The sequence below is a fragment of the Alkaliflexus imshenetskii DSM 15055 genome, assembly GCF_000517065.1.
GTDB classification, from domain to species: domain Bacteria; phylum Bacteroidota; class Bacteroidia; order Bacteroidales; family Marinilabiliaceae; genus Alkaliflexus; species Alkaliflexus imshenetskii.
On sequence record NZ_KI912105.1, the window covers coordinates 3,177,624 to 3,196,556 of the forward strand.

An 18,933-nucleotide genomic window follows, 5' to 3' on the forward strand; every position below is an offset into this window, starting at 1 on the left:
TGGTATGTTTTTGGGAGATTTTCGTTTGAAGGGCAAATTTCTTCAATATTATTTTTGCAGATTTTGCCGGTGGTTGCATGCACATTCTGTTTTCGAATTGTATTATCTCTCTTCGATTTGGGATTAGTAATTATTGGTGATATTTTTTCTATGAGTGATATTTTCTTTGCCTGATTTTGATGATAATTATAAATTGAAAGATTCTTATATGTTGTTGTAGGATAATAATTTATAAATTTATGAAGCTGTATTATTACACAAACTGTAAAATTGTGTCAGTTTCTTAAGTCGATGTTTATGAGAAAATTTTGTACGAACCTATTAATCCTGCTCTTTATTGGGTGTTTTGGGGTTAACGCTCAAAGTGGACTCCCTCTCGTTTACGAGGTTGAGAACACTGGTGCGGGATGCGAAGTGCCACCTTTGCCCAGCCCATCCCATCTTACTAATAACCCAATGTTGCCCGACCCTTTTGCCTGGTCAGATGGCAGTGGCAGGGTTGAAACATTTGACCAATGGGCATGCCGCAGAAATGAGATTAAGAAGGAAATTGAGCATTATGAGATTGGCCTTAAGCCCGACCGGCCGGAGCTTATATCTGCAACTCTGAATGGTACCACCTTAACGGTTGAAATTACTGAAAACGGAGAGACGCTTGTGCTCACGTCATCAGTGGTGATACCTGCCGGAGATGGGCCTTTCCCGGTGGTTATAGGCATGAATACTGGAGTTGGTAGCCTACCTGCTGAACTCTTCGAAGGTGTTATTCAGATTCCATTTATGCACAACCAAGTTGTAACCAGTTCACATCAAGGGGTAAGGGATGATGATGCACCCTATTTTAAGTTGTATCCGAACCTTAAGCATGTGGGTTATTACAGTGCCTGGTCGTGGGGTATTAGCCGTCTTATTGATGGCATTGAGATGGTGCAGTGGCAACTTAAAGCAGACACTAAGAGAATTGCCGTTAGTGGTTGTTCCTACGCAGGAAAAATGGCACTTTTCGCTGGCGCTTTTGACGAGCGCATTGCTTTAACCATCGCACATGAGTCGGGAGGAGGGGGTGTAAACGCCTGGCGTGTGGCCGAAACATTAGGCAACGTGGAGAAATTGGGTAATACCAACTACTCGTGGTTTATGCAAAGTCTTAAAACCAACTTTGATGGCCGTGTGGGAACATTGCCTTATGATCATCATGAGTTGATGGCCATGATTGCGCCACGTGCCCTTTTGGTATTGGGTAACCCTCCATGGACCTGGCTTGGTGATGAAGCTGGTTATGTAGCCAGTCGTGCCGTAGAGCAGGTATATAAAGCGTTTGATATTCCGGATAGATTTGGTTTCGTGTTTAAATCGGCTCCAAACCATTGTGTGCTTCATCAAAACTCATTCCCTATTGTGCAGGCATTTATTGATAAGTTCTTGTTTGGCGACGAGTCTGCTGAAACAGAGGTGCGTTTGCATGACTTTCCAAATGTTGATTATCAAAAATGGATTAGAGAGTGGATGGTACCTTAACTTCGCCTCCTCTCATCAAGCGCAACGGCTTCTGAATTTACCTCTATCATATAAAAACAACCCCTGTCCGGCAATTCGAACAGGGGTTTGTTTATTTGTTCATGGGAATTTTGGGAATTTCTTGAAATCGGGATCTCTTTTCTCAAGAAATGCGTTTCGTCCCTCCTGAGCCTCTTCCATCAAATAAAACATAAGCGTAGCATCGCCTGCAAGCTCCATGATTCCGGTTTGTCCGTCAAGTTCGGCATTTAGTCCGCGCTTAATCATCCTAAGTGCCATTGGGCTGCGTTGTAGCATAATTTTACACCATTCGATGGTTTCTTCCTCCAGTTTTTCGAGGGGCACTACTTTGTTCACAAGACCCATTTGTTCTGCCTCAGCTGCCGAATACTGCTTACACAGGAACCATATTTCACGAGCTTTTTTCTGTCCCACATGGCGTGCCAGATAGGAGGAACCAAAACCGCCATCAAAGCTTCCAACCTTTGGGCCACTCTGTCCAAATATGGCGTTTTCACTGGCAATGGTAAGGTCACAAACCACATGCAGAACGTGGCCGCCACCAATGGCGTATCCATTTACCATTGCCACCACCGGCTTAGGCATGGAGCGTATGCGTTTGTGTAAATCGAGTACATTCAGACGAGGTACGCCGCCTTCATCTATGTAGCCGCCATGTCCCTTCACGTTTTGGTCACCGCCGGAACAAAATGCCTTGTCGCCCTCACCTGTGAGAATGATGACGCCCACATCCTGACGTTCGCGACAGATGTCAAAAGCATCGATAAGCTCTTTAACGGTTTCCGGGCGAAAGGCGTTGTAAACACGTGGACGATTGATGGTTACCTTTGCAATGCCTTCCCAGGTTTCGAGGCGTATGTCCTGATATTCTTTTTCTGATTTCCAATTGAGTGTCATAGTATGTCAGATTATGGTTTTACTTTTTGTTGTATGGTTAACAGCGTTTTGGATGAAAGGTTTCTTTTGTTGCTAAAGTTCGTTCTTCAGATATTTGAAATACTTCTTCAGCAATTTACCATTCTCCACATTGGGTGTAAACACTTCCAATATTGCAGGTTTATCGGAGGGTTCAAAAAATCTGTCAATGGCTTGTTTAAACTCCTCGTTGTTGTGACAGGCGCTATAATTCAAGCCAAAAGTATTGGCGATGCCTTCACATCTGGTGTCGTGCTTTGCTTCAAAGTATTGCTCCAGTTCATCGGTATCGGTAGGGCCGGGAATGAATCGGAAAATGCCACCTCCGCCGTTGTTTACAACCAATATTCTGAATGATGGGGGAAGGTATTTATGCCAGAGGCCGTTAGAATCGTATAAAAACGACAAATCGCCCACTATCAGCAATACTGGTTTTTGGGATGTGTAAGCAGCTCCGGCGGCTGTGCTTACGCAGCCATCGATGCCACTGGTACCACGGTTTGCGTACCATGTTTGCCCTGCCGGCCAGTCAAAAAGCTGGGCATAACGCACCGGCGTGCTGTTGCCAAGATGCACCTGCATGGGTTGAAATTGACATTCGCTCAGCGTTTTAAACATGGCAAGATCGCACCAGGCCAGTTTGTCGAAATATTGCTCGTGACGCTCGTTGGAGAATGATGCGCGTTTTTCCCATGTGTCGCGGAAGCGTTTTTCGCGTGTCTCCATTTTCTCGGCCACCTGCTTTAATATTTGTGGGGCATTGCCTTTTATTATGCGTGACAAAGCCTGGTAGGTGTCGGTAATCTCTTCCTGATTAGAAAAATGCCAATGTATTTGTGGGGCGCGGTTTCGCAATATTTTTTTTATCATTTTGGAAAGCACCGGAACATCGAGCGTGATAAGCAGATCGGGACTGAACATGAGTTGCTCATCTTCGGTAATGGTGGATACCACCCGATCCATATTTCCGATGAATTTCTCATTCTCCAGATTTGAAAGAGTTTCGGTAAGCACTACCACATTTTTGCCGGCCAAAAGGTCTAGCGCTTCGGCCAACTGTTGATTTTGATGCATGGCTCCTGTTAAAACCATCACCCGTTCGTAGCGCTCAATTTCGGTTATGAGGGTGCCAACGGCCTCATCTGAAAGGAGTGAGTCGCCGCTTATCACATCAATTTTTCTGGCTGTTTTTGGTGGATATACAGTTTTCCCATATAGGGGCTCACGCATTGGTACGTTGATGTGGATTGGGCCGGGTGTGGCTCCAGTACATTTCTGGAAGGCTTCATTGAGCATTCGGTTCATATACCATTCGTCATCGGCATGGCCTCCTGAAAGTGGAAGGGTGCACTGGTAACGAATGTAATTGCTAAATATGCCCGGTTGGTTAATTGCCTGGCCATCGGCCTGATTTATCCACTCTTTAGGCCTGTCGGCAGTTATAACAACCAACGGAATCTGCTGGTAATAGGCCTCTGCCACCGCCGGTGCATAGTTTAGTGCTGCCGTACCGCTGGTGCAAACCAACGCTACCGGCTTGCGCGTTTCGCGTGCCAATCCAAGGGCAAAGTAGCCTGCGCTGCGTTCATCTACAATGCTAAGACACTCAAATTTTCCACAGCCCGAAAACGAGATAATCAGCGGTGCATTGCGCGAGCCGGGGGATATAATTACCTGTTCAACACCATGAAGGTGACACAATTCTACCAACGCCTTTACAATAGGCTTATCCGAAATGGGTTTACTCATTATTAAAATTATTGATTGATGAGCCCGGTATGGGCTTCGTTCTTTACCTGTGAAATTACTGAAAGCAGGGTGCGGCTTTTTTCTTTTGTCTCTTTCCACTCTTTTTCTTCGTTGGAGCTGGCGGTAATGCCCCCGCCTACATAAAGAGTGGACTCATTTTTCGATACTTTCATGCACCGTATGTTTACAAAAAGATGCATCTCATTTTCGGCCACTGGGCCAATGAATCCCCCGTAGTAGTAACGTTTGTGCTTTTCTACACGCCTGATTAGGTTAAATGCTTGCTGCTTGGGTTCACCGCACAATGCCGGTGTGGGATGCAATTGTTCAACCAGCTGGCTCATACTGCCAGCCACACTGCTGTACGGAAATTGATAGCTGGTTTTAAGGTGCGACACATTTCCTGCATTTACAATCACCGGGCCATGTTTATCAACGGGAGCAATGCGGAATTGTTCCAGAATTTTATCGATGTAGTTGCTCACAATACCTTGCTCTTCTATCTCCTTTTCCGACCAGTTGTCTGTTTTTAGGCTTGCAGAATCTCGTGTTCCGGCAAGTGAAACGGTGGTGCATATACCAGCTGCATGTTTTAGCAGAATCTCGGGAGAGGCTCCAATCCAAATGTCTGTTTGTGGGGTAAACAGCAGATATACAAAAGCATTGGGCAGATGCCTCTGTAGCGATAAAAAGATGTCGGGAAGCAGTGATGTAAGATTTTCATCCAACACAATTTCTCTTGAGAGTATCACCTTTTCAACCGCCCCATTTTTAAGGGCTGTCATCATCTCCTTGAACTGATTGCTGTATGCTTCGTATCCAAAATTGTCATCCTCCTCTTCGATGTTGAAGTTGAGCTTGGATGCCTTTTCTGTTATGGATTTAAAAGTTTGTTGAGAGCTGACATTGAACCACCAGCCGGGTATTTCTGAATCGTTAAATGGGAATACTACAAAAGATTGGTTCGAGGGGGGTGTGTCAAGCATCGCGAAATGAAACTCAAGAGCCTTGTCAATTTCCAGACAAGTGATGTCAGATGCATTGGGCAAGCGAAAAACTGTGAAGCTTTTCTGCTCGCTCAGGTGTCTGTCAATCTGGTTTTTGAGTTCTTCTGTCATGCTTCTTTTGGTGTCTCAAACCTATGAAAAAAGGAGTACAAAGATAGCCAAAAAAAAGAAGGTTTTTAGTTCATCTGCCAATGAGTGGATGTTTGTTTTTTTGATGCCATGTTTGCAAAAAAAAGGGAGCTGAAAAATCAGACTCCCTTTTTTGTACTATAATTTATGGATGCTTAATCATGGTGTTCGTGATGGTCGTCCTCAACTTCGAAAGTGATAAATGCCTTGTTTTCATTGCCGGCTTTATCGGTAACATAAATGCCAAGATGGTAATCTCCATGCTCTGCATCATGCGGAATCTCTATTTCGAGAATCAACACATACTGTTTGGTTCCTGACTCAATGGAGCCCTCTTTGTGAAAGTGCCACTCTTCTTCTTCGTGACTGTGTTCACCGCCATGTTTTAATCTGATAACCTGACTATGCGTATGGCCATCTGAATTGTGGTGAATATCCACCTTCCATGATGCCAGCTCTTCATTGTCGGTAAGTATGGCTCTCAGCTCGAAGGTATCGCCAGGGTGAAAATGTTCATCGTCATCAGGGGTAACAATTTCAATCTCGGGTTTGGTTGTATCAATGTTGTCATCGTCGCTGCAAGCCGAGAATTTTACTATTGCCAAAAGTGAAAGGAAAATATATTTCAGTTTCATTTTATTGTTTTTTTAGAATTTATAATGGTAAATCACATTAAAGCCACATAGGCACTAAATTGTTGTTGAATAAATCATGTTTTAATAAGAGGAAAGTGTTGGTGGCCCTCTCAGCAAATAGTGCGTTATTCGATAGAGTTTGGTTGTTTCAATAAGTCGCAGGGCGATGGATTCAATTTTGCTGCACAGATAAGGTCTGAATGAGAAAGAGGGCAGGTCGAAAGGCAGAAACTGTAGGTTTTCGTAGGGGCAGCTGGCTTCCTCCTCCATGCAGTCGTGGCCGCACTCCTGATGCGACTCCTTTTCGGTGTGAAAGAAAGAGAAATGCACTCCTTTTCCCACTTCCGTTCCTAAAAACGAAAATGCGATAATCAGTACAACTATTTCTCTTCTTTTTATCATGCTGTTAAAATGTGATGTTTAGCATTACCTGAATGTTTCTGCCTGGCTCCGGAATCTCAAGTTTCCGATAAAAACTCATGTGGTTGTAGTATTTTGTGTTTAGAAGATTGTGCCCCTGAATGTTGATGCTGGCCGGAAGCTTACCGATTGTGACAGGGATAAACATCCTGGCTCCAAGCAGAATGTATCCCGCTGTTCTCTCCTCGTTTCGCGAAATGCGATTTTGATTGGCTACTGCCTTGCTGTTAACCATCAGTTGAACACTCTGCTCTTTTTTCGCTGGATTTAGTGCGTATGAAATCTCAGTGAAAAGATTGGCCGGAGGCGAGAATGGCAATGGATATGCAGCGACATGCTCATCCGGTTTTTGACGGTTGTAAATCCATTCGCCATTTATTTCGATGCTCCAGTGGGATGATAAATGTTCATTGTATGAGATTTCCATCCCACCAAGAAGTGCTTTCGATTCCATATACCGGTAAATTTGCCCGGTATGCGGCAGGTGACTCCATTCGGCAGTGGGGCTCAGGAAAATATAGTTCGAGAATAAGTAGATGTATGGTGATATCAACAATTTACGTTTGTCGGCGGTAATGGTTAACTGAGCATCGGCAAATAAACTCTGTTCGGGATTTAGATGCTGGTTGCCAGCTTCGTGTCTGAAAGAGCCGTGGTGCACACCATTGGCCGAAAGTTCGCTCGCGGTGGGTACTCTGAAGCTCTTTCCAAAATTCATTGATAAACTCCAAAATGATGCGGAATGATACCTAAACCCAGCCAGCCAGCTGATGTTGTCAAAACTGCGGCTCACTTCCATCGCCCGTTGCGCATAAAAGGCCGATGTTTCCTCGTTCACTCCTCTGGCAAGCATGTAGTTGTAGAGAATTGGGTCATAGAATGCCTCCGTTTCAACGTTTGCGATGTCGTAACGCATGCCCGCGTTAAAGTGCCAGTTTCTGTTCAGAGCAAAGTCGTGTCGCACATAGATACCGGTTGTATACCGGTCATAATTTGGTAGTAGAAATCCGTAGCCTCCGGTTCGGTTGTGTTGCCACTGCCATTGAGTACCAGCGGTGAGGGTATGTTGGTTGGTTAGGCGGAAGTTCCATTTTGCGTTGGCACTCAATGTTTGCAGCTTAAACTCCAGCTCCAGGTCAGGATCAACAGCAGGGGGTGTCAGATTTCCGAAGTGGGTATGAAATTGCGACCATTCCTGACGCAGGTTTAGCTGATATCCTATGTCTGCGGTAATTACCGAGTGTGGTGTTTGAATCATTGTGTTGGAAGTGGCTTTCCAGTGCTCCACGCTTTGATATGGCAACTCTATGTTACGGTAGTTGCCGTCGTCTTTCACTCTGTTGTTATCGGGGATGCCATGTGCCCCGGGAAAAAAACCTGATTTTTGCCACACACGACTGGTCGAAACACTGCTTCGCCAGTTTTCGCCAACAAGACCGCCCTGTAGAAATAAGTCCTGCTCTTTGCCGGCACTGTTTTTTAAACGCCGATTTTCGATAGGTACGCGTCTGGTAAGGTATAGGATGTTGTCGGTTGGCACCCGGTAGTCGCCATAATCGAGCACTGAAATACGTCCTTTAAAAAAATAACTGCCATTGTTTTGTTGTAAAAGCAACGAACTTCCTGCCGTTTCGTTAACACTTTTACCGAGAAGCTGCCATGAGCCTGAGAATCCGGAAGGTGGCACCCGGTTTGAGCTTATCTCCAACACGCCGCCTATGGCATCACTTCCATGTTCTATGGATGCTGCACCTCTGATTATTTCAACTCTTTCGGATAAAAATGGGTCTATTTCCAATCCGTGGTCGGCACCCCATTGCTGTCCCTCTTGTTTCACGCCATTGTTAACCACTACCACACGGTTAAATCCCATTCCACGAATGACAGGTTTTGATGCCGAGGCACCAATATCCATTGTGTTGAAACCCGCCTGACGATCGAGCGTTTTAACCAGCGTGCCATTTATTTGTTGTGATAGCTGATTGCCCGAAATGGTTTGCCGCGTAAGATTCGGCGCTGTGTTTAGCCGGGTTCCGTTTATCGCTACTTCGTTTAATTTGACATCCTCCGGGCTCAGTTTTATCCTTAGGTGGTGATGTCCTGAAACAATTAAAGTGGTGTCAAATGGCTGGAAACCTATAAAAGTTACGTTGATACTGGTTGATGATGCCGGTATCTGGTTGAATATAAAACGTCCGTTGGCATCGGTAACGGTAAATCCGGATTCCGTTTTCACATGACAGCCGGGCATTGGGCGATTGTTTTCGTCCAATACCAGACCTGCAATATGATATGATGTCTGTCCTTTTGCTAATGTAAACAAAAGGCAAAGCATCAATATGAAAATGTGGCGCATGTGGTGCTTAAAAAATGTTGTGAATCAGAAGGCGTGAAAAGCCATCTGGCTGAATGCGTTTTGCTTGAAGCTTTGTGCTGACGATTTTTTTCCGATGACAGCAGACAACACTGCATAGTGCCTAAATAGGCAACAAGTCATCAAATCAGCACTAAAATGCTTGCTTCGAAAAAGCGGTTATGTGGCTATACGCGAGTTGTTGCAGGAGGGGCGCGTAATTGTTTTTGGCAACCTTCAAAATTGCTGTGGAGTGATCGGGTTGGAGCAATGATTTCATCTTTTGGAAGCATCAACGGCTTGTGGTTTTCATTCACCACATTATCCGGAAATAAAACAAATTCGAACTCGCATAGATGGCAATGAACCAGTTGATCATCGTCAATGGTTGTGTCGGCATCGGAATTTGTTTTTGAGGGAATTTCGCAATGGTGGGAATGACAGCACGATGTGTGTTGTGCATTTTCATTTGTATGATGCTCAATGCGGTGCACAGACTGATATGCCAGTGTCCATAGCAGCAAAGCTGCCATTAGGGGGGCAATATTTTTCAGGTGTTTACGCATTTTAAAATCATTCTAAACAACAAAACTAATAAATAGACTCGAAGGTTCACCATGGTTAAGCATTTTTAACTGCTCCTTTCAATCGTTATTCACAGTTTTAAAACTGCAATTCATCGAAAATAGGTTTGCCGATATGGATTGAAAATTTAATTTTGATTCATAATTAACGTAATCATGGTTATTTAAAAACATATCAAACATGAAGAATTGTAAGTCGTCCGGCCGTTATGGTTTTGGCATTGTGGTGTTACTCACTGGCTTGGTTCTCCTGGGAGGCAACCTTGGATTTATCCCGGCCAATATTTATGACGTAATCATCAGCTGGCCTATGATACTTATAGCCATTGCCCTTGTGAGTTTTATCAATGGGGAATTTATTGGAGGGCTGATTTTATCGCTTATTGGTGGTTATTTTATGGCGGTGAGTCACATCGATAATTTTTCTGCTTACAACATCTGGCGCTTTTGGCCTGTGTTGCTTATTCTGCTTGGTTTTGCCATTTTAAAGGGTAAAAAACCCAAAAAACCGGCTATGGTTTATCACTCCAACTCCGAAGATTTAATTGATGAGGTTGCCATTTTCGGCGGTAACGTTACACGCATCGAATCCAAAAAATTTAAAGGTGGCTCCATCACTTCCATCTTTGGTGGAAGCGAAGTAAATTTTGTGGATGCGTCATTGGCAGATGAAGGTGCTGTTATCGAGATGACTGCCATATTTGGTGGAGTGAAATTGATTGTTCCGCGCGATTGGCACATAAAAATAGAAGTGGCAAGCGTATTGGGCGGCTTCACCGATAAGCGTGTACCCGGAAGCGAGCATGGCGACAAATCAAAGGTGTTAATTATTAAAGGGGTTACCATTTTTGGTGGTGGAGAACTTCTTAGTTATTGATTTTAAACTCTTCAACCAATGCTACATCCGGTATTGGCCCAACGGCACTCTACCCTGCTTCTTGTCGGATTCTGGGTAACTCATGCATCGGTTATGGCCATTTTGTTGCATGTGTATGGCGACCTTCCCTGGTATGAAAGTGCTGTGGATGGCGCAGTGTACAATGCAGTTCTGGTGGTGCTGGGTTTTGCTGTCTGGTTTCCGGTTGGTTATGCGCGCCGAAACTGCACTGTGCCCCGATTGGTGCTCAACAATATGATGGTAGGTGGCGGCGCAATTGTCATCTGGCTGGTGGTGTCAGGGGTTGTGTCCCGACTGTGGCTCGGCGATAATCCTGAGTATGTAGCGCTTGCCTCACGTATACTGCCATTACGGGTGGTTTGGGGTATCGATCATTTTGCAATGATAATGGGCATGTATCACTTTTTTGTGTTTTATCGCGACCTTGAACAGAAACGGTTGCAGGAAGAAGTGTTGAAAAAGCAAATCAAGGAGTCGGAACTGAAATCTCTCAAAGCACAGCTAAATCCGCATTTTCTCTTTAACAGCCTAAACTCGGTAAGTGCACTCACCATCACAAACCCGGAAGGTGCCAGAAATATGATAAACCAGCTTTCGGAACTGTTGCGTTATGGTCTTAAAAACAAGCATACCGATTTAATATCTGTTCGCGATGAGTTGCAAAATATACGCAGATACATGGACATTGAGAGGGTTCGGTTTGGTGACTTGCTTATTTATGAAGAGGAGGTTGATGAAGCGTGTCTGGATTTGAAGCTACCGGCAATGATTCTTCAACCATTGTTCGAGAATGCCATCAAACATGGTCTTTATGAGAGTTTAACTCCGGTAACTGTGAAAGCAAAATTTGCCATGAGCCACGATTCACTTGATGTGCTGCTTGTAAACAATTGTGATGCATCTGATGGCTCGCCGACAGGTGCCGGTCTGGGTATTAAAAATACTGTTAACATCCTGCGAAACCTCTATAATCGCGAAGGATTGCTGAAAACCATACCTTGCGATGGTTTTTTTGAAGTAAGACTAACCATCCCTCAAACTTTGTAACGATGTCTGATAGCTCAAAAAATCGAGTGTTAATTGTAGATGATGAAATGCCGGCTCGCACCATTATCAGAAGTTACCTCGAGCATTTTTCGGATATTGAGATAATTGGCGAGTGTGCCAATGGATTTGAGGCTATGAAAGCTATCAGGGAGCTGAATCCCGATTTTATCTTTCTGGACATTCAAATGCCAAAGGTGAATGGCCTTGAACTGCTCGAAGTATTGGATAATGCACCTTATGTAATTTTTACAACTGCCTACGATGAGTATGCGCTAAAAGCGTTTGAATTAAATGCGGTAGATTATCTGCTTAAACCATTCTCCAGAGAGCGGTTTGGACAAGCTGTGGAAAAGGTGCTCGATAAAATTCGTAAAGGTGAACCCAACGACAACCTGATTCATCAAAAGATACGCGCTGAAAATGCCGAATTGCTAAACCGCATAGTGGTGAAAAAAGGTAGCAGCATGTCTGTTATTCCGGTGCAGGAGGTGCTCTTTTTCGAAGCTCAGGAGGATTATGTGATGGTGCATACTACGCAAGGGCGTTTTATGAAGAATCAGACCATGCACTTTTTTGAAAGCCATCTGCCCGATGATACTTTTGTACGCATACACCGTTCCTATCTGGCAAATGTTGAGAAGATTACCCGCTTAGAGCCATACGATAAGGACAGCTATATGGCACTTATTCCTCCTGACCATAAACTTAGAATCAGCCGTGCCGGATATAAAAAACTAAAGGATCGGCTCGGATTTTAGTGTGTTGACCTTATTGGTGTAAAATGCTACATTTAGTGGCAGGTTTGTATCTTGTGTTTTGATGGTTATATGGTTGAACATGAATAGATATACTTCTCTTTTTGTGGTTGCTCTTATGCTTTTCTTTGATTTAAAAGGTCAGGAGAATGCAAAAACGGGCTGGAATTTCGGCGTGCTACCCGCCATCTCTTTCGATTCTGATTTAGGCTTTCAGTATGGTGGTTTGGTTAACTTTTTTGATTACGGCGATGGTGCTCGTTATCCGGTGTATAACCATTCGCTCTATTTTGAACTGTCCCGCTTTACAAAGGGGAGTGGTATATATCGTTTTTATTATGATTCAGACAGATTGCTGAAAGGTTTAAACGTAACTACGGATTTATCCTATATCCCTGAACAGGCTTATGATTTTTATGGCTTCAATGGCTTTGAATCGGTGTATAACAAAGTGTGGGAAAACGATGCGCATGAGGATTACCGAACCCGCATGTTCTATAAAATGCAGCAGAATCTGTTTCGCTTCAAAACCGATATACAGGGTGCCATTGCGCAAGGAAATTTCAGGTGGATTGCCGGATTCAACCTGCTCAATTTTAGAATTGGGTCGGTGGATGTTGACAAGTTAAACAGGGGTAAGAAGGATGCGGACAAACTGCCGCCTGTATCTGAACAGCCTGGATTGTACGAGAAGTACATTAATTGGGGGCTTATTTCTCAAAACGAGGCCAATGGCGGCTTTATACCTGAAATAAAGGCAGGCTTGGTTTATGATACCCGTGACAACAGACCCAACCCCATGCGTGGCATCTGGACCGAAGCTGTTCTGGTGGGGGTGCCCGAATTTTTAGGCGCCGAATCGGGCTTCACGAAAATATCCATCACGCATCGTCAATATTTTACCTTGATTCCCGATGACTTGTCGTTTGCCTATCGGCTTGGATGGCAGCAAACGCTCTCTGGTCATGTGCCATTCTATTATCAGTCGCAAATTGTTACCTCGGTTATGTCAGGAGCTTCATCTACAGGTTTGGGCGGAGCACGCAGTTTGCGAGGCGTGAAGCGCAACAGGATAGTTGGCGATGGGATGGTTTTTGGCAATTTTGAGATGAGATGGAAACCGGTTTATTTTCATCTGTTCGACCAGGCGTTTTATCTTGGCGTAAACTCCTTTTTAGACGTTGGCCAAATTACTTCTCTTATTGAAGTGGAAAGTCGTTTACCCCAGATTGCCGAAGATGTGACTGATTACTTCCGTTTTGGAGCTGAGGATTGGCACATGAGTTATGGTCTTGGCATACGTGTGGCAATGAACCGCAACTTTATTCTTGCAGTGGATTACGGTCGCGCTGTAGATAGTCAGGATGGCAATTCAGGTGTATATGTGGGGCTAAATTATCTGTTTTAGCTCCAGTTCTGATGTGTCGGATTTGCCGCCAGGCAAACCTGCATCACGCAAAAATCGTACATGTTCTTAGTTAGAACAGCCCCACAGCATTTCGGAGCGATGCCTTAAACATAAGCACCCCTTTCTGCGGATTGCTAACCCTGTACCGCTCTTTCAGAATGGCTTCCGGACGAGCATATTTTATTTTGTGAAACAGATTGAGGTAGTACCTGTATGCCAGATAAACACCTAATCGCACTTGTGGTTTCAACTGCACAATGCCTTTGAAGGCTTCGTCAAAATCAAACTGTATATCGGCTTCAATTTTGCGTTTTGCTTCTGGTGTGAAGTTTTCAAAATCGATGTCTTTAAAATAGATACGCCCTTTGTTTTGATAGTCATCCTGCGCGTCACGCAAAAAGTTTACCTTCTGAAAAGCTTCACCAAGTTTGCGTGCCGGATATTTCAATGATTCATAGGCATCATCATCATTCACATAAAAAACCCTCAAACACATTAATCCCACTACCTCTGCTGAACCAAAAATATACTTCTCCAAATCCCGTCTTGTGTAGGTTTTGTAATTCAAGTCCATCTCCATACTATCGAGAAAAGCCGTGATTAAGGTGTGATCGATGCGGCACTTGTTAACAGTGTTCTGAAAACTGTCGAGAATAGGGTTGAGGCTTATTCCACGTTCAATGGCTTTCCAGGTGTCGTCCCTAAACTCGTTTAACAGTGTGGCGCGATCGTGTTGCAGGAAGGTGTCCACTATTTCATCTGCATATCTTACAAATCCATATATGCTGTAAATGTGGTCTCTGTATTGTTTGTCGAGCAAACGAACTCCGAGCGAAAATGATGTGCTGTATAGCCGCGTTGTGTTTACGCTGCATCTGAGATTGTTTTTTCTGAAAATGTCCATGGCTTTTGGTTTTTAGGTTCTCAGGCCAAATCCGAGAGGATTCGTTCTGTGGTTAATTTGCTGCTGATGATGGTCATTGGCAATCCGGTGCCGGGAATTGTAGACGCACCAACGTAATACACATTGTTCAGTTTTTCGTCTTTATTTGCCGGTCTGAACCAGCCAATCTGATTCAGATCATGCGCCAAGCCCAAACCGCTGCCTTTATATAGATTAAACATGTTTTCCCAGTGTTCTGGCGAGAGGATGGTTTTACTCACAATCATTTCGTTAATGTTATAACCGCTTCGTTGCGAGAGGTCATCGATGATGTTTTGCGCAATCTCTTCGCGATCGTTCCAATCGGGTTTAAAGCGACGATCGGGCGATGGGCAAAGTATAAATAGGCTTTCGTGACCTTCGGGTGCATAGTCGGGATTGTTCCGCGAGGGCACATTTACGTAATAATAGGGCTTGCGGAACGACACCTGGTTTTTAAAAACACCTTTGGCATACTCGTCAAAGTTGTTACCCAAAAAATAGTTATGATGTTCGAGATTGTCAAGTTTTCCTTTTATTCCAAGATAAATTGTGAGCGGCGCCATCGTCCATTTCATTTTCTCGAGCCGCTGGTCGTTGTACTTTGGTCTGTTGAGCACCTTTCCTCTGAACCAGGCTGCGTCGGCGTTGATAACAAAAAGGTCGGCCTTCCATTCTTTTCCTGTTTGGTCGATAAGCGATGTTAGCGTTTTTTTGTTTTGAACTGTACTTGTTATTTCAGTGTTAAAATGAAATTTCACACCTTTGTCTTTAAGTGTAGTTTCAAGACTTTCAACAATTTTGTACATCCCGCCCTTTACATTGTGGTAGCCATCGTGACGCATTTCAATGTAATTAAGCAACGAAAAAACTGCTGGCGTATCAAAGGGCGTTGCGCCTAAAAAAAATCCAACCAGCGAAAACACCATTCTGGCTTCCTTGGATTCAAAACTGTTACATAACTCATTCCACATAGAGCGCATAAGCAGCGGACTGTGTTTAAGCGGCACTTTTGTGAGTTGTAAGAGGTAATCGCCAAATGAGTTAAAGTTACGATGTACTATGCGATTCACTGTATCGTGATAAAGTGTGCCGGTCTTATGCAGATGAGCAAGCATTTTTTTACGAAAGTTGGGTTCAATGCCTTCAAATTGTTCGGCCAGTTTATCCAGATCTTTGTATATGGTAAATGGTTTTGACAGGCCATCAATACTTACCGTAAATAGTGGCTCCAGTTCAATAAACTCAAATGGATATTTTATTCCGGTACTTTCTACCAGCTCGTCAAACTCATAGCTCATGCTGAAGAAGGTTGGTCCCAAATCAAATTTAAAACCATCCTTTTCCAATAAGTTGAGTCGGCCACCTGCTCTATGATGCTTTTCAATAATCTCAACTTCAAATCCCAGCGACGAGAGTCTGAGAGCTGTGGCCAGTCCGCCAAGTCCCGCCCCAACAATAAGTGCCTTTTTTGAGTTCATAAACGGGTATTAATATTTGTGTAAGTTAACAGTAAAAACTGATTGAATAAAGGTATATTTACAAATAGGTAAACTAATTTCCCAATAAAATGTTTAACTAAATCAGGAAAAAGATTAAACAGCCCTAAGAGATTATCTGTTGGTTAGGCGGTTTTTGATTGAGTTTTAGTCAGTAGTCTTATTATCAATGCGATATTAAAAACATGTGTTTATGAGCGATGAAAAACCTGTAGCTTGTGTGATTGGCGCCGGAATAGGTGGCATTGCTGCTGCTTTGCGTTTGCGAGCCCGTGGTTTTTCAGTAACCGTAATTGAGAAGTCGGAGAGTCCAGGAGGTAAGATTGCAGAGTTACGGCATAATGGATATCGTTTTGACATGGGGCCATCGCTCTTTACCATGCCGCTTTTGGTGGATGAGTTGTTTGGTCTTTTTAATAAGCGTCTGGCTGATTATTTGGGAGTTGTCTCTTTACCCGTTACATGTCGTTACCATTTTGCCGATGGCCACTCGATAAAAGCCTGGAGTGACAAAGTTCGATTTCTGGATGAACTTGCCGGATGCAATGTCTCGCGTGAGGCGGTTGAATCCTACCTTGAGAAGCAGGCCTTTTTGTACACACATACCGCCGATTTTTTTCTGTTCAATTCCATTCATAAACCATCCACATATATTGGCCCGGCAGGGCAAAAGAGCTTAAAGGCATTGCATCGTTTAGATGCATTTACCACCATGCACCGGCGTAACACCCGAACTTTTGGCCAGAGCAATCTTGTACAATTGTTTGATAGGTACGCTACTTATAATGGTAGTAATCCTTATCGGGCTCCTGCAACTCTAAATATGATTGCGCATCTGGAGCACAATACTGGAGCTTATTTTCCTAAGGATGGCATGTTTGGTATCGTAAATGCGCTCATGAGGCTGGCTCACGAAGAGGGTGTTCAGTTTGTTTTTAATACGGCTGTGACTGGTCTGGTTACATCCGGTCGCAAAATAACTGGTGTACGTACCGCAGATTGCACTTTACCTGCATCTGTAGTGGTTAATAATACCGACATTACACTATTCTACCGTGACATACTGCCACGTAAATCCCGTTTCAATAAATTAATGAAGCGTGAGCGGTCATCTTCCGCACTTATTTTTTATTGGGGAATGAAACTATCTTCTCCTTTGGATGTTCACAACATATTGTTTAGTGATGACTACAAGGCTGAGTTTGAAGGGTTATTTGATACAAAGAGATTTGCCGATGATTTAACCGTTTATATATTCATTAGCAATAAAGTGGTTGATGCAGATGCACCCGAGGGTTGCGAGAACTGGTTTGTGATGGTAAATGCACCCGAAAATTGCGGACAGGATTGGGAAGATGAGGTTTATCGTGCCCGCTTACTTATTGTTAAGAAAATAGAGCGGATGCTGCACATTGATGTGGAGAAGCACATCGAGTTTGAGCATGTTTTAACGCCAGAGGCCATTGAAGAGCGCACTGGTTCTGTTAATGGCTCAATTTACGGACACAGCAGCAACTCTCCATTATCGGCTTTTATGCGCCATCCCAATTTTAGTCGTGAGTTTAGCAACCTGTTTTTTACCGGTGGAAGTGTGCATCCTGGAGGTGGTATTCCCCTCTGTCTGGCTTCAGCCAAAATAGTGGATGGCCTTATTGATGGGTTGCGGCTTTAAATCAAGAAAAAATTTTATGAAATCGTACGGAACTAAAACAATCTTTGCATCAGGTTTTATTGCTGTTTCAATACGTATTGTATTTTACTTATGACTTTAATTTTTTTATATGAGTTTGATTGTTAATCATCTGAAAAACCTCACGGAGAAGGAGACTCAAAAGTTTCTCGTAATTTATTATCTGGTTGGCATAGCTGGTTTTCTTGTGCCCTTTACGCGACCGCTATTTGAGTTGCTTATTCCTTTGTCGGTTGTGATTAATTTAGGTTTGCTGATGCTTTTTCATAAACCCCACAACAGGTTGCATACTTTGGTTTTTATTGGTGTGGCACTTTTTACGATAGCAATAGAGGCCATTGGAACCAAGACTGGGTTGCTGTTCGGAAGTTATTTTTACGGCCCCTCGTTGGGTTTTAAGGTGTTTGATACGCCTCTGTTAATTGGGGCTAACTGGCTCGTACTGATTTATGGCGCCACTGCCATAGTGCGCTCTTTCGATGTGCTTAAAAAATGGGTCCCATTCTCGGCAGCAGCCCTTATGGTGCTTTTTGATGTGGTGATGGAGCCTGTAGCCATGAAAACCGGAATGTGGGGCTGGGCTCATGACGTAATTCCGCTGCGCAACTATCTGATGTGGTTCATTGTGTCCGTGATTATTGCAGGGATATTTGAATTGCTTAACGTGAAAACCATTCGGCCGGTTGCTGCCTGGCTTTTTGGAGTGCAGTTACTGTTTTTCCTGGTGCTTAACATCTTTCTGTAATACTTATTTACCATGCTTCCTGCCCGTCACCACTGGTTTGTTGATAAGTTTTTTGATGCTTACATCCGTTTTCTGTTGAATAGACATTTCAGCAAAATAGAGGTGGAGGGTATTTGGCCAGTCACTGATGAAAGCCAACTGGTTATTGGCAACCATGTGAGTTGGTGGGATGGCTTTTGGGTCTATTATCTCAATAAGAAGTTACTGCGCAAGCGGTTTTATGTGATGATGCTTAAGCAGCAACTTGAACGAAATAGCATTTTGAGTCGTATTGGTGCATTCTCGATAGACCCTGGTAGCAGATCGGTGGTGAAGAGTCTCGCTTACGCTTCTGATAAACTAAAGGAGGCAGGGAATTTACTGGTGATTTATCCGCAGGGGGTAATAACATCTGTCTATGCAGGCGTTCCTTCCTTTAAAAAGGGTTTAGACCACATCATTTCCAAATCGGGCGTGAAAAGCGTACTCTTTTATGTGGCGCTTACCGATTATTTCTCGCAGAAAAAGCCTGTGCTCACCTTTTATATTGGTTGTTGCCACGTAGATGGTGTTGCGCATGTTGAAGATATGTACCGCGAGTTTTATCATGCCGCGGTGGCCAGACAGGCGCAAAGAATCAGTTGATTTAACCAACCATA

The 18,933-nt window shown here is 43.8% G+C and carries 17 protein-coding genes; 8 read left to right on the forward strand and 9 right to left on the reverse strand.

The window, feature by feature from the left end; all coding sequences use genetic code 11:
* Window positions 1-297 precede the first annotated feature (297 nt).
* Window positions 298-1,518 carry a glucuronyl esterase domain-containing protein gene (locus ALKIM_RS0113415; RefSeq protein ID WP_026475091.1) on the forward strand — a complete coding sequence of 407 codons (1,221 nt, stop codon included), beginning with the start codon at window positions 298-300 and terminating at the stop codon, window positions 1,516-1,518.
* Window positions 1,519-1,617: 99 nt separating this feature from the next.
* Here ALKIM_RS0113415 and menB read toward each other — a convergent pair whose 3' ends face one another.
* The 7 genes from menB to ALKIM_RS0113455 all read right to left on the reverse strand — a co-directional run bounded on the left by menB (window position 1,618) and on the right by ALKIM_RS0113455 (window position 9,313).
* Complete coding sequence (gene menB / locus ALKIM_RS0113420) at window positions 1,618-2,436, reverse strand: 1,4-dihydroxy-2-naphthoyl-CoA synthase (protein WP_026475092.1); 819 nt, start codon at window positions 2,434-2,436, stop codon at window positions 1,618-1,620.
* Between the two features lie 72 nt (window positions 2,437-2,508).
* Window positions 2,509-4,203: a 2-succinyl-5-enolpyruvyl-6-hydroxy-3-cyclohexene-1-carboxylic-acid synthase gene (gene menD / locus ALKIM_RS0113425; protein ID WP_026475093.1), complete on the reverse strand. Its 1,695-nt coding sequence runs from the start codon at window positions 4,201-4,203 to the stop codon at window positions 2,509-2,511.
* A gap of 8 nt (window positions 4,204-4,211) precedes the next feature.
* Complete coding sequence (locus tag ALKIM_RS18600) at window positions 4,212-5,321, reverse strand: isochorismate synthase (protein ID WP_052345567.1); 1,110 nt, start codon at window positions 5,319-5,321, stop codon at window positions 4,212-4,214.
* A gap of 173 nt (window positions 5,322-5,494) precedes the next feature.
* Window positions 5,495-5,974: a DUF4625 domain-containing protein gene (locus ALKIM_RS0113440; RefSeq protein WP_026475094.1), complete on the reverse strand. Its 480-nt coding sequence runs from the start codon at window positions 5,972-5,974 to the stop codon at window positions 5,495-5,497.
* An 81-nt stretch (window positions 5,975-6,055) separates the two neighbouring features.
* Window positions 6,056-6,376: a hypothetical protein gene (locus ALKIM_RS0113445; RefSeq protein ID WP_026475095.1), complete on the reverse strand. Its 321-nt coding sequence runs from the start codon at window positions 6,374-6,376 to the stop codon at window positions 6,056-6,058.
* Window positions 6,377-6,380: 4 nt separating this feature from the next.
* Window positions 6,381-8,717: a TonB-dependent receptor gene (locus ALKIM_RS0113450; RefSeq protein WP_162148822.1), complete on the reverse strand. Its 2,337-nt coding sequence runs from the start codon at window positions 8,715-8,717 to the stop codon at window positions 6,381-6,383.
* 218 nt (window positions 8,718-8,935) lie between these two features.
* Window positions 8,936-9,313: a hypothetical protein gene (locus tag ALKIM_RS0113455; protein ID WP_026475097.1), complete on the reverse strand. Its 378-nt coding sequence runs from the start codon at window positions 9,311-9,313 to the stop codon at window positions 8,936-8,938.
* Between the two features lie 199 nt (window positions 9,314-9,512).
* Between ALKIM_RS0113455 and ALKIM_RS0113460 the strand changes: the two genes are divergently transcribed.
* The 4 genes from ALKIM_RS0113460 to omp85 all read left to right on the forward strand — a co-directional run bounded on the left by ALKIM_RS0113460 (window position 9,513) and on the right by omp85 (window position 13,439).
* The gene (locus ALKIM_RS0113460; RefSeq protein WP_044117953.1) at window positions 9,513-10,208 is read left to right on the forward strand and encodes a LiaI-LiaF-like domain-containing protein; all 696 of its coding nucleotides are present in this window, start codon (window positions 9,513-9,515) and stop codon (window positions 10,206-10,208) included.
* 18 nt (window positions 10,209-10,226) lie between these two features.
* Complete coding sequence (locus tag ALKIM_RS0113465; RefSeq protein ID WP_026475099.1) at window positions 10,227-11,276, forward strand: sensor histidine kinase; 1,050 nt, start codon at window positions 10,227-10,229, stop codon at window positions 11,274-11,276.
* A gap of 2 nt (window positions 11,277-11,278) precedes the next feature.
* Entirely contained in the window at window positions 11,279-12,034 is a 756-nt protein-coding gene (locus tag ALKIM_RS0113470) for a LytR/AlgR family response regulator transcription factor (protein WP_026475100.1), read from the forward strand.
* Window positions 12,035-12,113: 79 nt separating this feature from the next.
* The gene (omp85, locus tag ALKIM_RS0113475) at window positions 12,114-13,439 is read left to right on the forward strand and encodes an Omp85 family outer membrane protein (RefSeq protein ID WP_162148823.1); all 1,326 of its coding nucleotides are present in this window, start codon (window positions 12,114-12,116) and stop codon (window positions 13,437-13,439) included.
* Between the two features lie 70 nt (window positions 13,440-13,509).
* Here the strand turns inward: omp85 and ALKIM_RS0113480 are convergent, their stop codons facing one another.
* Both ALKIM_RS0113480 and ALKIM_RS0113485 read right to left on the reverse strand, forming a co-directional pair.
* Window positions 13,510-14,343: a phytoene/squalene synthase family protein gene (locus tag ALKIM_RS0113480; protein WP_026475102.1), complete on the reverse strand. Its 834-nt coding sequence runs from the start codon at window positions 14,341-14,343 to the stop codon at window positions 13,510-13,512.
* A gap of 20 nt (window positions 14,344-14,363) precedes the next feature.
* The gene (locus tag ALKIM_RS0113485) at window positions 14,364-15,842 is read right to left on the reverse strand and encodes a phytoene desaturase family protein (RefSeq protein ID WP_026475103.1); all 1,479 of its coding nucleotides are present in this window, start codon (window positions 15,840-15,842) and stop codon (window positions 14,364-14,366) included.
* Window positions 15,843-16,053: 211 nt separating this feature from the next.
* On the opposite strand from ALKIM_RS0113485, the gene crtD reads away from it, so the two are divergent.
* From crtD to ALKIM_RS18605, 3 genes are all read left to right on the forward strand, one after another.
* Entirely contained in the window at window positions 16,054-17,532 is a 1,479-nt protein-coding gene (gene crtD / locus ALKIM_RS0113490) for a 1-hydroxycarotenoid 3,4-desaturase CrtD (protein WP_026475104.1), read from the forward strand.
* A 109-nt stretch (window positions 17,533-17,641) separates the two neighbouring features.
* Window positions 17,642-18,295, forward strand: coding sequence for a carotenoid biosynthesis protein (locus ALKIM_RS0113495; RefSeq protein ID WP_044117954.1), 654 nt, complete (start codon window positions 17,642-17,644; stop codon window positions 18,293-18,295).
* Window positions 18,296-18,307: 12 nt separating this feature from the next.
* Complete coding sequence (locus ALKIM_RS18605) at window positions 18,308-18,919, forward strand: lysophospholipid acyltransferase family protein (protein ID WP_052345568.1); 612 nt, start codon at window positions 18,308-18,310, stop codon at window positions 18,917-18,919.
* The last annotated feature ends 14 nt before the right edge of the window (window positions 18,920-18,933 follow it).